Consider the following 13,589-nt stretch of genomic DNA (forward strand, 5'->3'; position numbering starts at 1 on the left):
GACATCAGCAAGGTCCCCACCCATGACCACACCAACGACCGAGCTGGCCAACAGTCACGGCAAACACCGTTGCAGTACTAGAGACTGTCTGACAATTCGCGTTAGATCAGCGAACCTCTGCCGAGTTGGCAGCCCCGGGGTACGCCGGCAGTCCGGCAGGTATTTCCGGGCAGGACCTACGAGCGGCGGGCCAACAAATGCGCGTCGAGGAAGCCCCGCTCGGAGGCCGGATCGTGGAGCAGCCGGGCGAAGGGAACGAGCCCGGCATCCGCCAGCAGTCCGGCGAGGCAATCCGCCGGCCAACTGTAGGCAGGCGCCACCTTGTGGTCGAACCGGACCGGTTCCTGTCCGTCGGTCCCGAAGAAGGAGACCAGGAGCAGACCACCTGGCGCCAGAACGCGTACCTGCTCGGCTAGCAGCTCCGGCAGTTCTCCCGGAGGGGTGTGGATCATCGAGTAATGAGCCAGTACGCCGCCGAGCGCGCCGTCCTCGATCGGCAGGGATTCCATCCGCGCCTCCTGGAAGAGGAGCGCCGGGTGGGCCTGCCGGGCGTGGTCGACCATGCGGGGAGAGAGGTCGAGCCCGAAGGCGTCCAGGCCCAGTTCGTGCAGCATGGCTGTCAGATGTCCGGGTCCGCATCCGACGTCCGCTGCCCGCAGGTTACCCGTAGCGCGCACCAGTTCGGCGAAGGTGCCGATCATGGCCCTGCCGAACGGCTGCGTCTCCAGCCGGTCTGCGAACAGCGATGCGTACAGCTCGACGACTCCGTCGTAGGCCGCCCTGGTCTCGTCCTGATGATTCGCCACGGGCAGGACTCTATATGGCCGGTCTGATAATTGATCTTGTGGCAGGTCGAGGTGAACTGACAGATGCGGCGTGGGAGCGAATTGAGCCCCTGTTGCCGCAGTTGGACGGGCGCGGCCGTCCGTGGCGTGATCACCGGCAGGTGGTCAACGGCGTCCTGTGGCGACTGCGGACCGGGGCTCCTTGGCGCGACCTGCCGCAGCGGTACGGGCCGTGGCAGACCGTCTACGAGCGGTTCGCCCGCTGGGAGGCCGACGGCACGTGGGCGAAGCTGCTGGAACACGTCCAGGTCCGTGACGACGCGGTGGGCCGGGTGGAGTGGACCGTCGCCGTCGACTCCACGGTCAACAGGGCCCACCAGCACGCCGCGGGCGCCCGTAAAAGGGGGACGCAGTCGGGGACGAACTGGAAGATCCGGGCCACTCGCAGGCGCGCCAGGCCCTCGGCCGGTCCCGCGGCGGGCTAACCACCAAGATCCATCTCGCCGTCGACGGCCGGGGTCTGCCGCTGTCGATCGTGCTCACACCCGGAAACGCCCACGACGCCACCGCGTTCGCCGATGTCCTTGACGGGATCCGCATCCCGCGGGTGAGCACAGGCCGGCCGCGCACGACACCGGACCGTGTGTTGGGTGACAAAGCCTATTCCAGCAGGGCCATCCGTCACCTGCTGCGGCGTCGGGGCATCGCCGCCACGATCCCCGAGCGCCGTGACCAGGTGGCCAACCGCCGACGCCGGGGACGCCGCGGTGGCCGGCCACCCGCCTTCGACACGGAGATCTACCGCGACCGCAACGTGGTCGAACGATGCTTCGCCCGCCTCAAGCAGTTCCGTGCAATCGCCACCAGGTTCGACAAGCTCGCGGACCGCTACCGCGCAGGAGTCATCCTGGCCTCCCTGATCCTCTGGCTCCGCGAAGCGGCCAGGTGATCATTTGTCAGACAGGCTCTAGAGACGACGCGCCCAGCCGAGCAGTTGCCACTGCGGCCTCGCAAAGCCCCGAGGCGCCTGCGACGGCCCACCTGCCGGCAATCGGGACCGTCGTCACTCGACACTTGATGCCCTGCCCGCCGGGCACCCGTGCGCCGCGTCGCGACTGACGCAAGCAGCTCGGCTCAAGCACCCCCAGCGCCTCACGCGGCATCGGCCGACTCGTCGAGAACGGCTGGCCGGAACTGGCCTCAGCCGTGGTCGGCATGGTTCTACCGGCTCAGCCCCGCAAGCCGTGCGTCGCAACGCCCCCGGCAGGCCCGTGGACGACGCCGACGCGCCCCTGGGCGGTCGTCCGGAAACTGCGTGTGCAACCCTTCTGCGACCACTGAACCACTCCGCCCTGGAATCGCGTGTGCATTCCGTCCTCGACCGCTGAACACCCCGCTCGGGAACCCGACGGCGCCGTAGCGCACGTGCGGCGCCGTCCTCGCGTGCGCAGGGCGATACACCCTTCCCTGGGGGGAAACCCGCAGCTCACACCCTGATTAAGGACGCTGAGGAGGGACAACGCGCACCGCTGTGACCAGCAACTCCAGCTCCGGGGCGTAGATCCTTCCCCCGGAGGGGAAACGTCCGGGAACCAGCAGCGCGGGGCAGGGGGAACCCGCAGGTCACACGGTTTTGTTCTGCCGCGCTGGAACAAGCCGGTTCACCTGGTGCTACCGATGCAGCCCCGGGACGTGCCCAGCGTCCAGGCGCTCGACGACGGCTGCGCGTACACCTTTCCCCCCGAGGGGAAACGTTCCCTCCCGGCAACGCCTGCCGCCCGACCGGCAACCGGCAGGACGATCCCAATTCTGTGCCGCACGCAGCAGCACCCCCACCAGCACCGACCATCACCACACACCATCCCCCGCCAGCGCACCCGCACCACCGCACACCCATCGGCTTCTCCACCACCGGCCGCCACCCCGGAGTGTCCCCCGGCCCTCTGCCTCTCGGATCGTTACCATCCGTGATCGGAGATGGTGGTTGTCACGCTGTCACGCTCCCTGGCAACACCCGGGCGTGGCCCTGTCCGAGCAGGTCACAGGCGGGGAGCGGGGAGCGTGACACCTGAGCCGAAGCTCAGGAGTTGTCACCAGTGGAGCCGGATGAGCTGGTGATGGGAACAGTCGAAGCAGCCTGATTGTCACAGGGGAGGCATCCGACTTGTCACATGTGCTCATTCAGCAGTCTTTCTGTCACCAGAAACGAAGATCGGGAGCCCGTGGTCGCCTCGCAGCGCACCACGATCACCAGTGACCCCCTGAAGAACGGCGACAACCAGTCCGTCCAGGTCTCCCAAGGCGAGAGCACCATCACCACCACCATGAGCAGCGGCGTTCGCACCGTGCACGAGACCGTTACCGCTGCCACCGTCCAAGCCGGCACTCACGCCCCGCTGGTCGCCGCCCTCACGGCCATGAGCCTCGAGGTCACCGTCATTTCCACGAACGAGGACACGCCGGCCCCCACAGTGCATCTGAAGTTCCACGAGATCACAGTCAACGGAGAGCGACAGCCCACGGCCCCCGCCCCCAACACCACTGTTTCCCTCGGCAACGGCGGCAAGGCCATCCTCAACTTGCAGCAGTCCCACGACACCGGCATCGACGTCACTGCCGTCGCCCTGTTCGATCACAGCGGCCACGAAGTCATGCGCCTCGGGCACATCAGTGCCCACCTGCCCATCGCCACGACATGAGTGGCAAGAGCCGAAGAACACGGCTGCCGGCAGCCTGAACGGATCCCCCTGGGCACACCCATCACGTACGGGGAACCTGTGCGGCGCGCTCGCGCCGGAAGGCGGCAGCTACCCAACGGGCCCCAGGGGCGCGTTCCCCCGAAGGCCCGTTGGGTTGTCCGTTCCTGGCTCTGTCACATGTTCCACAGGACAGCCGCCGGCGGCGAAGGCTCCGGCCAGGTCGTCGGTGAGGCCCAGACGCCGTTGTCGAGGAAGTCCTCGATGACCGGGAGCCACGGGGTGTGATCGATTCCGCGCTGCCTCAGCCACTCATCGTCGTAGTAGGTGTCGAGATAGCGTTCGCCCGGGTCGCACAGCACGGTGACGACCGTGCCGCGCTCACCCCGTTCGTGCATCTCGTGAAGGATCTTCAACGCCCCGTACAGGGCGGTGCCGGTCGACGCCCCGGGCCGGACCCCCAGCCGGTCGGCGGCCACCCTCATGGCGGCGATCGATGCAGGGTCCGGAACCTGGATCATCCGGTTGACGAGCGGAAAGAGGAAGGAGGGCTCGACCACGGGGCGGCCGATGCCCTCGATACGAGACCCCCGAGCGGTCGCCGCCCGGTTGTTGTCCCGCCAGCCGGGGAAGAACGCGGAGTTCTCCGGGTCGGTGACGCAGACCTTGACCTTCCGGTTCGTGAACCGGGCGTGGCGGGCCACGGAGGCCACGGTTCCGCCCGTGCCGGCACCCATGACGAACCAGTCCGGGTCCACGGCCTCAATCACTTCGGCTGCGAGGCCGTGGTTACCACGCCAGTCGTAGGCCCGCTCCGCGTAAGTGAACTGGTCCATGAAGTGGCCGCCGGTCTCCTGGGCGGTCTTCCGGGCCACGGCCGAGATTGCGGAACCAGGTGCCTCTTTGATCTTCCCGCCCAACTCGGTGATCTTCTTCTTCTTAGTGCCCGCGGTACCCACCGGGACAACAGCGAGAAAGGGCAGGCCGAGTTCACGGCAGAACCACGCCTCGGAGATGGCGGTGGACCCGCTGGACGCCTCCACGACGGGATGGCCGCTGGTCAGCCAACCGTTGGCGAGGGCGTTGAGGAACAGGGCCTCGGCGAGCCGGTGCTTGTGACTCTGAGACGGGTGAGCCGTCTCGTCCTTGATATACAGCTTCATCCCAGTCAGTGCAGTCGGAAGCCTGATCTCCCGCAGCGGGGTCGGCGTGTGCGGCATCTTCAGAATGTGGGTTACGCGTTCGGCCACCCACGTCCGCTGATCCTGGTAGTGCCTGTTGTCGAGGTCCTGCGCACCAGACGTCTCATCAACGGCCTCCATGGCCGGACCCGGCGATGCAGACGCGCCGTGCGTCATCTCCGCCTCGTAAGGCAGCACCTCGAGTTCTGGCACTGTCACGTCGACCTCCTGCTCGATGGCGGCTGGGAGGCTGAACCGTCCTCATCTAAGGATGTCAGCCACAAGCCAACCTAGGACGTGATGTGCCGATGTCACACGCTTAGTTGACAAATAGAGGTCAGATAAGGAATCATCCGCCGATCCGATGACGGTACGCGGCTGAGTTGACGACGCCGACCGCTGGAGGTCGCCGCCCGCCCTGGCGCGAGATCAGCTCCGGCCTTGCCCAGCACGCCATTCCGGTCCGGCACTTCGTCCTCCATGCCGACCAGGACCGGACGTCCGCGCCGAGCTCGGCGGCGTAGGCCACGGTCGGGGTCGCGTACCAGGCCGGGCCCTCCGGGCGGTGGCCGGAGGGGGTGAACGGCGACGGCAGGCGCGGGTCCAGCTCGATGCCGGACAGGTCCACCAGCCAGCACCCGGGAACCTTCTTGTCGAACACCGGGCGGCGCACGTGGGCGGGTTCGCCGAGGCCGACGACCAGGCGGGCGGCGGCGGCGAGGTAGGCGGTGTTGATGTCGATGCCGACCGCGTACGGCAGCAGGTACTCGGCGTCCTCCAGCAGCTCCGGGTCGCGCACCCACTGGCAGGCCTCCTCATCGAGGAACCCACCGGTCCAGCCCTGGGCGACCGGGTGCTCGGGCGGGGCCTCCGGGGGCGCCGGGTCGATCGGCCGCACCAGCGCGCCGGCGTTCGGTCCCGAGGTCCAGCCGCCGGTCTCGTCGTGCACCGCGCGGGTGGGCGGCCGCAGCGCGCTCATCAGCTCCAGCCCGCGCACCGCGGCCGAGCCGCGCGGGGTGATCACCCGGGCCGCGTAGGTCGCCAGCACGCGGGCGAGCTCCGGCGCCGGCAGCTCGGCGGCGTCGCCCCAGTAGCGGGCGTCGAGCGCGTCCCACGGCAGCACGGCCAACTGGACGCACTGCCGGGGGCCGCCGTCCTTCACCGGCCGGTACACGCGCGCCCAGGGGCCGAAGCCGCGCTGGGTGAGCTGCCACTTCGCGCGAGTGATCTGCTTGACGACCTTGTGGTCGCCCGGCAGCCGCAGCCCCCGCCGGTCCTCCAGCACCAGGGGCAGCCCGAACCGCTCGGCTGCGGCGGCGGTGAGGACGATGAGGGGGTCGGAGTCCTTGCCGTGCCGGTGCAGCCGCGGCGTGCCCAGGCCGGCCTCGGACAAGGCCCACTCCACCAGCGCGGGAATCGTGGTCGCCGGGCACTCCAGCAGCGTGCCGCCCGCGCAGTACACGGTGCCGTCGCCGTCCAGCACGCCCAACGGCCCGTTGGGAAACCGCGGGTCCACCGGCACACCGCGGACCGGGGCAGTCGGGGCGGGCGCTGCCTTCCGCCCGGCCGGACGGCGCGACGACGGCGCCGGGACCGACTTCGGCGGGGTGCTCGCCGTGGTCCTGGTCGTCGTCGCGGGGCGGGAGCTCGGCTCGGGCGAGGCCTCGCCCGGCCCGGTACCCGGCGCCGGAACCGGCGCGGGCAGCGGCGTGTTCACGGTGGTCACCGGGCCGGTGAAGGCCTGCGGAACCGGCGGGGCAGCTTCGACCGGGGTGGCGGGTGGGGCGGGGTAGCGGGCGGCCAGGCCCTCCAGGAGCCGGATGTAGGCGGCGCGCTTCGGCGGCCGCGGCTCCTTCCGGCCCGCCTCCCACTCCGCGATCGTCTCCCGACGCACCTTCAGCGCCCGGGCGACTTCCGCCTGGGTCAGACTCGCGGCCTCCCGCAGCCGCGCCCGCTCCGCTGGCGGCGGCAGCGAACCAGCGGCCTGCTCCAGCAGCGCGTCCACGGCCGCGAACAGGTCCTGCTGTTCGTTCTTGCTGGGCATGGGGCTCCCTCCTCACCCCGGATACTAGCGTAAACACACTTGGAACGTACATGAAACACACGCTTTGAGCGGGCGTCGTCCTCTGCTGATCTCCGCCCACGTATCCCCACAGTGCTCGTCAGCCGCCGCGACCGTTGCCGCCGGACGCCGCAGCGGTTCAGAGGTGACTCAGGCTTCCCTTGCGCGCAGCGAATGCTCTGGCCATTAGTTGAGTCGTCGTCATACCGTCTCGGAGTGAGTACCGAGGAGATGGTCCGTACAAGGGTGTGCCGAAGGAGGTCGTCGACCAGGCGGCCCGGACGCTGAAGAACGCGCGGGGGTCGTTGGAGACCTTCCTCGAGGAGCTCATCGGGGACAGTGCCGGGCTGGCTGCGCAGGACAAGGCCTGGGTGAAGGGCTCGCACCACAAGACGCTGCGGCGCGCCGCCGGCTGTTCAATTGGGCCGCCTGGAACGCGACGTTGACGCTGGGGAACGTGCTGGATCACGTCCGGGCCATGGAGCGAACGCTCCTTGGTGAGCCTGTGTCGGTGTGGCCGTGTGCGTCGTTGTCGCGTGTGGTGCAGGAGGGTGCTGTTCGGGTCTGCCACATGTACGGCGCTGATCTCAGTAGCGAGGAGCGGGCCGCGCGGATCGCTGCCGCGTGGCTGGGCGGTGTTCAGCAGCACCTCACCGCGGCCAGGGAGTTCAATCCCACGATCACCCTGCCCGAAGCCGAGGCGGCATGGGAGAAGGCCAGTGGGGTCGTGGCCTCGGCAGGCATGACCCTGGAGCACGGCAAGAAGGGGAACCGGGTGGTCAGCGTGCGCCTGGAGGAATCCGCTGCTGCGCTGGCCTTGAATTTCGTGGACGCGGTGCGGGACCGCCCCTCCCAGGTCCCCTCCTGGTACCGGACATCCTCCGGCGCGTCTCACAGCACCTTGTGGCTGATCCAGCAGGCAGCAGGCCTGGAGGATGACGGCACACCCGCTTTCCGCGCGAGTGCCGACATCATCACTGCCGCCACACTCGCCGTACTCGGCACGTTCGAGGACGTGACCCAGACGCTCGGCACCTACTTCGGACGTGATCCGCAGGAGGCGGTGCGCACCGTGAAGCGGCGCACAGTGGCGGTACTGGACCGCCAGGCGAAGTGGGCACGCAGGAGCGCCAGCGCGGACGGCTGAGGCGCGGCTCGCGGCTCCGACTCTTGCAGGGAAGCGGGCGCCGACCTGCTGAACGGCGTCCATGCGCAGGCTTGGTCATGCAGTGGGCAGATTCGGTCGCTTCCGGGCAAACGCCCTTCTCCGCCTCCGGCGCGGCGCCATTCTGTCGCCGTGTTCAGCCGATTCCAGTCCCTCGCCGTCAGCGTCGTGACCTGCGCCGTGCTCGTCACCGGCTGCGGCATGGCCACGCAGTCCCCGCCCGGCCACGACGACCGGCTCACCAAGGCCGCGGGTATCGCCCGGCTGTCGCTGGTACTCCCGGAGAGTCTGTGGAAACAGACCTGTCCGGAGGACCTTGAGAAGGTCACGTCCCTGCCGCTGCCCGGGGAGCGAGGCGAGCGGGGCCTGGTCCGCGTCGATCTGTCCGGCACCCAGCTCGTGTCCTACCTCAAGCGGCTCGACAAGCACGCCCATGCCGGATGGGGTGGCCCCAAGTACGACGACAAGGCGGCCTCGCGCCGCGTCTACGACGCCCTCGCCCCCGCCGTGGGCCGCATCAAGCAGGCCCGCAGCGCCGACGACCCCGACCCGGAAGTCCTCATCGACGACACGCTCGCCACCAACGCCCCATGACCCCGCCCCCCGCCAAGGCCAGGCACGTCCGCCGCGGCGGCTGATGCCCTGCTCGCTGCGGATCAGGCCGCGCCGAACACGCGGGGCACCTCGGGCAGCAGGCCGGCCTACTCCATCCGGGCGCAGCGCAGTGCGCGGGCCCGGACGTCCTGCTCGCCGGCGGCCTTCTCGCGCAGGTGCTCGAGGAGGGCTTGGCCGTCGGTGAACGCGGTCCCGGGTTCGCGGTGGGCGCGCAGGGCCTGGTCCTGGCGGTCGGTCGCGGCCTGGACCGCCGGGTTGGCATAGTGGTCGGGTTTGGTGGCCTGGAGGGCGGTGAGCGCGCGGTGGTAGCCGGGCGATGCCGCCTGCCGGGTCTTCAGCGGCGCCTCCGCTGCGGCCGCCGGGGCGGGGGTCGGGGCGGTCGCGCCGGTGACCGGTCCGGGTGGCAGGACGCGGATGGCCCCCACCGTGGTGCTGCCGGTCTTGGCGTTGATGCGGGCGACCATCTGGCGGGCCAGGAGGCGCAGTTGGGTGGCGTAGGCGGTGGAGGCGGGCAGCAGGTCCAGCCGCCCGGTGGCGGGGTCGCAGTGGACCGGTTGGACCTTGCCGACCAGCTCGGGGGCGATGTCGGCCCACTGGTCCGATGACGCTGCCCGCTGCCGCGAGCCCGACCGGGTCCCGGGCGTCGCGCCGCCGCACGACGAGTACCTTCTCGCGGGTCAGTCCTCCAGCACCAGCCCCGGCTGGTCGTCCGCGCCGCAGAGCTGCTGGACACAGGGTGCAGTTCCCTACCGCGCTGCCGAAAGGCTAGTGTCTAACGAATTATGGACGTGGGACGCGTCCGTCGGGAACTGCCCTCCCAGCCGTATCGGCCGGATCTTACTGCGCTTGAAGCAAGCGCCCTTCAGAATTCCAATAAAGAACCTGCACATTTTGACCGATTGGAGCTAGGGAAAACCTCGGGTTGCGCCCGTCCGGGCCCTTGACGGCAAGCGTTTCCTTCTTGCTGCTTCCCTGCACTTCGTAGCTCACCTTGAGCGCCCATTCGCATCCGATGTGAGAGTCGGCATCAATGGAGAACTCCGAGGGTAGCAGTCCTTTCTGGAGCGCGATGCCGCGAGTTTTCAGGAACGGCTCTTCAACGATCTCACCAATCGTCTCGGCACTCCCGGCCTCATCCTTGAACTTCTCCGCGACGGCTGGGATCTTTTCGCCGATATCGTATTTGTGCAATTTGAACACGATATGATCTCTAGGGAAGCCCTCGCCAGCTCCCCAAACGATCGTCGCCTTGGCTTTCGATTCCCAACACTTGATCTTCTCGGCGAAAATGTCCGTGACGGTGACTAGCTTTTCTCTTTCGCTGGAAAGCGTGAGCGTCATAGCGGAAGAGCTGTGTCCGCTCTTGTCGAGGTGTTCCGCTCCCTCGGCCTCCTGTGCGCCCAGTTCACGCAAGACTTTGGCGAGTCGTTCGGGATCGCTCCCGGCTTCTTCTATGCGGGCAATATCGACACCGCTCAGCTTCTCGCTGAACGTCCATGTGCGGTCCCTTGGATCGAACTCGCCCCACTGCGCATACCGGAGCTTGGCATCGATGGCTGGCTTCTCTTCATCCAGTTCGTCGGCTACTTGCGCCTCCTTCCTCACCGCATCGTCAGTATTCAGGGATATGTCCAGTCGAGAGACGAGAAATCCTCCGATAATTCCGCCGATGATGCCGATCATCAGCGTTGCCCAGATCCTCTTCTTGCTTCGTCCGGTGTCGACACCGCCCGGGCTCACAAGGTCTGTGACTAGATCAAGAGAAGCTTGAAGCTGAGACGTCTGGCCACCCTGTCGATCAGGCTCTTGCCGGGACACCGAGTCGGCATTCTGACTGGAAGCGGAACCCTGCCCGTCGTCCTCACTCGAGTTCGTGCTGGTGCTCAACGGTCCCCCTGGTGTGCAGGCTCATCCGGTTGCGGGATCCGCAGCTGCGACCCCGGCGCTCCGCCCGCCGATAGCAGACGGGTGTTCAGATCCTCTCCTGCGCGGTCGGAGACTGTCCGGGACTTGCGCTGGACAGTGCGACAAAGTGCCTGGATGCATGACGTCATCATGACGATCACGTACTGCTGCGTACGTAGCTGTTGATGGCCCACGACCCTGGACGGCTCGGGTCGCCGGTCGCGGCGCGAATGGGGCGTCGCCGCTGGGCTGCCGTGCACGAATACGGAGGGGCGCGGCTGGAGACCCTCTGGGCAGCCCAGGAGCAGCGGGGCCGCCGGGAATGTGCGGCAGAGCACGCTCACCAGGTGCGCCTGGCTGACCAGGTGAAGGTTGTCGGTTCGGCTCGTCGAGCATCAGCGACTGGGGTTCGGGGGGCGCGTGCAGCACGCCGGCCGGGGCGGCGCGCAGCAGCCCCTGCCGAAGAGCGTTCCGGCGGGGGTAGGCCAGGGGCGGCCGCGGCGAGGGCCTGGTCCGCGGTGAGGCCGGGGGCGGCAAGCAGATCCAGGCGCTGGGACGGCAGGGCGATGCGGCCGGACACCCTCTGGACGTGCCCGCCATCCGGCTCCAGGTCACCGTGGGCCGGCCGCAGCAGGATCGGCTTGGCAGGCGCCATTGCGGCCCGGTCAGGGCGATCCGTGAGGGGCCCGCACAACCAGGTCGACGCCGTCCCCGGTGAACAGGGGACACTCACCCCGGGAGTGGACCTGCATTCGCTCGCCGGACAGGATCGTGCGCCCGGCCGGTGACATGAGTGGCGGACAGGTCCGGTGGTCCCGCGCCAAGCCTCGACGCGGGTTCGGCCTCCTCTCGGCGGCCTGGCGCCGGCCTTTCGGCCGCGGCCTGCTCGCGGCGCCGCGCCCGGTCCATGGCCGCCAGCTCCGTCTCGTGCCGCAGTCGTCAACGCTCAGTCGCAGCGGATCCGAGAGACCTTGTACGGCGGGGGTCGGCGAGGCCCAGGCTGGTGGTGAAGCCGGGGCCATCCCCGCGCCCGCAGGCCGCCACCAACGCCTCGACGCTGATGCCGTAGGGGTGATCCCCACCCTCGTGTTGCCGCCACCGCGACGGCGCCATCGGCCACGCAGATGCGGGGATGGCCCGCAGGACACGACCTGGCTCGGGCGGGTCACTCGTCGGCCCCGCGGGTGCGGGGATTTGCACTCCGGCCGCGCCTCGGCGTCCGCGGCCTGCCAGGCGGGTGGACCCCGTGAGCACGGCGTGTCAGCTTGCCTGCTGTTCAGTGGCGAGTTGCTGGATGCGGTGGCGGGCGCACACGGTGCGGGCAGCCAGTGCGGGGCGGTCGCACGGCGTGCCGTCCCAGCCCGTGCAGCGCCGCGGTTCCGGTTGCGGCGTCCCAGACGGGACGAAGCGGTCTGTGCCCATGTCCGGGACCGCAACCGCGGCGGGGGCCGGTGCGGCAGTCCGGGGGCGTCCGGTGCGGCGACCGCGCAGCTGCTCCAGCCGCTCCTCGAGGAGGTACCGCGCGGCGCGGGCCCGGGCGTCGTCGGCGGCCTGGTGGGCGGGGGCGTGCCCGAGAGGTGAGGCGGCGCCAGACGGGTCCCGCTGCTGGGGCCGGGTGGCCGGAAAACGTCCGCGTTGCGGTGGTTCCGGCTGGGGAGGATGAGCCCGGACATGACGCTGTGCAAGTGGGGGGCTACATGAGGTGGCCGAAGTCGAGAACCTTGAAGAAGGTCGACGAGCTGAAGGGCTTCGTCGATGAGGTGCACAAAACGCTGGAAGGTCCCGTCGCCGAACTGCCCGCCCTGCGCCGGGACGTGCAGCAGACGCGCGAGGAGGTGCTAAAGACCATCGCGCAGCAGGCGGATGCGCTGCACCGCGAGCATCAGGAGCTTCAGCGCCGCGACCGGGAGTTGCTGAGCCGCTTGGCTGCCACCCGTGAGCTGCTCGACACGCACCTGGTCCAAGGATCCGGCTCGGCGGCCGCCGGGCCCTCGGCGGCCGCGGGCGGCGGGGGCGACGCGGCGGGCAGCCGGCCGGAGGCCGCTGAGGCGGGTCCGGGTCCGGGGGCGGAGTCGTGGTGGGCGGCCGGTGATGAGGGAGGGGCGGGTACGCCGCGGGAGGCCGCGGCGGAGTCCGACCGCGCACGCTCCGCCGACGAGCGGGGTTTTCACCATCAGGAGGGGACGATGACGCACGAGTCGGGATACGAGCCGGACGACCCGAAGCCGGACGAGGAGAACACCGAGAGCACCGGGAACGCCGGGGGCGGCGAGAGCTCCGAGGAGGAGTTGAACCGGCGGGCGGCGGAGGCCGCCGCGGCGAGGATGTGGCCGAAGGAGGCGAGGTGGCCGACCTCCCTCCCGACCGAGCCCGAGGGCGAGGCCGGTGCGGAGAGCACCGCCGGGCAGCCGACCGCGGCCGGGAACGTGGCGGCGCAGGGAGCCGGATCCGGGCAGGAGGCGGGGCAGCCGAGCGGCCAGGAGGTCGACGCCATGCCGGGTGAGGCGGTGCGCCGGGCGCACGCCGAGCTGCTGCTGCGGGCGGCCGGTGTGTCCTCGGTGGAGGTGACCTGCCATGCGGACATGTGGGAGTTCGTCGCCGCCAGGGCAGCCGACCACCCGCACTTCCGGATGCCGCGCAAGGTCGAGGACGTCGACCACGGGCGGGTGAGGACGGCGCTGTCGGGGCGGTCGCTGATCGCGGTGCTGGTGAAGCTGTGGCAGACCCAGCAGCACACCGCCACGGAGCTGGACGCCGACTGGGCGCTGGCGATGCGGTTGTACCAGCGCGTCGCCGCCCAACTCACCGCCGTCCACAGCGGGCCGAACCTCGCTCCGGCCAAGATCGTGCTCGACGACGGCATCACCGCCAAGGCCGATGAGCCCGACGGACCCACCGAGCCGCAGGCCCCGCGCCCGGGCCCGGACACCACGGGGTAGCACAGGGCGCGCCCCCATCACCTTGCTGACATCGTCGGCCGTCCGGCCGCAGCGGTGCCGCATCCTCGCCTGGGTGCGGCGCCGCTGCTGTACACCGCGGCAGGTGCGCGCAGCCGAGCCTGCCAGCGGCCGCCAGGGCGTCGGTGCCTGTCGCGCAAGCCTGTACAGCAGCTCAAGCGCCGAGGGCCGAACAGGAACTTCGAGCAGGCGTTCGGGGAGCGGTCACGGTGACCGCTCCCCG

8 protein-coding genes and 4 pseudogenes are annotated in these 13,589 nt (G+C 69.6%); 7 read left to right on the plus strand and 5 right to left on the minus strand.

Annotated elements, in window-relative coordinates; translation table 11 throughout:
- Positions 1-176 precede the first annotated feature (176 nt).
- A complete protein-coding gene (locus tag ACYVO2_RS21615) occupies positions 177-806 on the minus strand; it encodes a class I SAM-dependent methyltransferase (protein ID WP_461009574.1) in 630 nt (209 codons plus the stop codon).
- Between the two features lie 14 nt (positions 807-820).
- Here ACYVO2_RS21615 and ACYVO2_RS21620 point away from each other — a divergent pair.
- Positions 821-1,756: pseudogene (locus ACYVO2_RS21620) on the plus strand (IS5 family transposase).
- 1,251 nt (positions 1,757-3,007) lie between these two features.
- Positions 3,008-3,484 (plus strand): choice-of-anchor P family protein, encoded by a 477-nt coding sequence (locus ACYVO2_RS21625; protein ID WP_461009575.1) that lies wholly within the window; start codon positions 3,008-3,010, stop codon positions 3,482-3,484.
- A 173-nt stretch (positions 3,485-3,657) separates the two neighbouring features.
- On the opposite strand, the gene ACYVO2_RS21630 is transcribed toward ACYVO2_RS21625, so the two are convergent.
- A complete protein-coding gene (locus ACYVO2_RS21630; RefSeq protein WP_461009576.1) occupies positions 3,658-4,881 on the minus strand; it encodes a PLP-dependent cysteine synthase family protein in 1,224 nt (407 codons plus the stop codon).
- Between the two features lie 200 nt (positions 4,882-5,081).
- Here ACYVO2_RS21630 and ACYVO2_RS21635 point away from each other — a divergent pair.
- Positions 5,082-5,156 (plus strand): annotated as a pseudogene (locus ACYVO2_RS21635) (ATP-binding protein); the annotation flags it as partial.
- On the opposite strand, the pseudogene tap reads toward ACYVO2_RS21635, so the two are convergent.
- Positions 5,156-6,706 (minus strand): annotated as a pseudogene (gene tap / locus ACYVO2_RS21640) (telomere-associated protein Tap); the annotation flags it as partial. The pseudogenes ACYVO2_RS21635 and tap sit on opposite strands and share 1 nt — an antisense overlap.
- A 266-nt stretch (positions 6,707-6,972) precedes the next feature.
- Here tap and ACYVO2_RS21645 point away from each other — a divergent pair.
- From ACYVO2_RS21645 to ACYVO2_RS21655, 3 genes are all read left to right on the plus strand, one after another.
- Positions 6,973-7,170 carry a hypothetical protein gene (locus tag ACYVO2_RS21645; RefSeq protein ID WP_461009577.1) on the plus strand — a complete coding sequence of 66 codons (198 nt, stop codon included), beginning with the start codon at positions 6,973-6,975 and terminating at the stop codon, positions 7,168-7,170.
- Positions 7,171-7,181: 11 nt separating this feature from the next.
- Positions 7,182-7,871 carry a hypothetical protein gene (locus tag ACYVO2_RS21650; protein WP_461009578.1) on the plus strand — a complete coding sequence of 230 codons (690 nt, stop codon included), beginning with the start codon at positions 7,182-7,184 and terminating at the stop codon, positions 7,869-7,871.
- Positions 7,872-8,021: 150 nt separating this feature from the next.
- Positions 8,022-8,483, plus strand: coding sequence for a hypothetical protein (locus ACYVO2_RS21655; protein WP_461009579.1), 462 nt, complete (start codon positions 8,022-8,024; stop codon positions 8,481-8,483).
- Positions 8,484-8,590: 107 nt separating this feature from the next.
- Here the strand turns inward: ACYVO2_RS21655 and ACYVO2_RS21660 are convergent.
- Together ACYVO2_RS21660 and ACYVO2_RS21665 are read right to left on the minus strand one after the other, a co-directional pair.
- Positions 8,591-9,115, minus strand: a pseudogene (locus ACYVO2_RS21660) (DciA family protein); the annotation flags it as partial.
- A 226-nt stretch (positions 9,116-9,341) separates the two neighbouring features.
- The gene (locus ACYVO2_RS21665) at positions 9,342-10,187 is read right to left on the minus strand and encodes a hypothetical protein (RefSeq protein ID WP_461009580.1); all 846 of its coding nucleotides are present in this window, start codon (positions 10,185-10,187) and stop codon (positions 9,342-9,344) included.
- A 1,943-nt stretch (positions 10,188-12,130) separates the two neighbouring features.
- On the opposite strand from ACYVO2_RS21665, the gene ACYVO2_RS21670 reads away from it, so the two are divergent.
- Complete coding sequence (locus ACYVO2_RS21670; RefSeq protein ID WP_461009581.1) at positions 12,131-13,348, plus strand: hypothetical protein; 1,218 nt, start codon at positions 12,131-12,133, stop codon at positions 13,346-13,348.
- Positions 13,349-13,589 lie beyond the last annotated feature (241 nt).

This window comes from Streptomyces capparidis, assembly GCF_054782095.1.

Excerpts from the sequence above, each read along its gene's own strand:
- ACYVO2_RS21665 (WP_461009580.1), bottom strand. The coding sequence starts at position 10,187 with ATGATCGGCATCATCGGCGGAATTATCGGAGGATTTCTCGTCTCTCGA.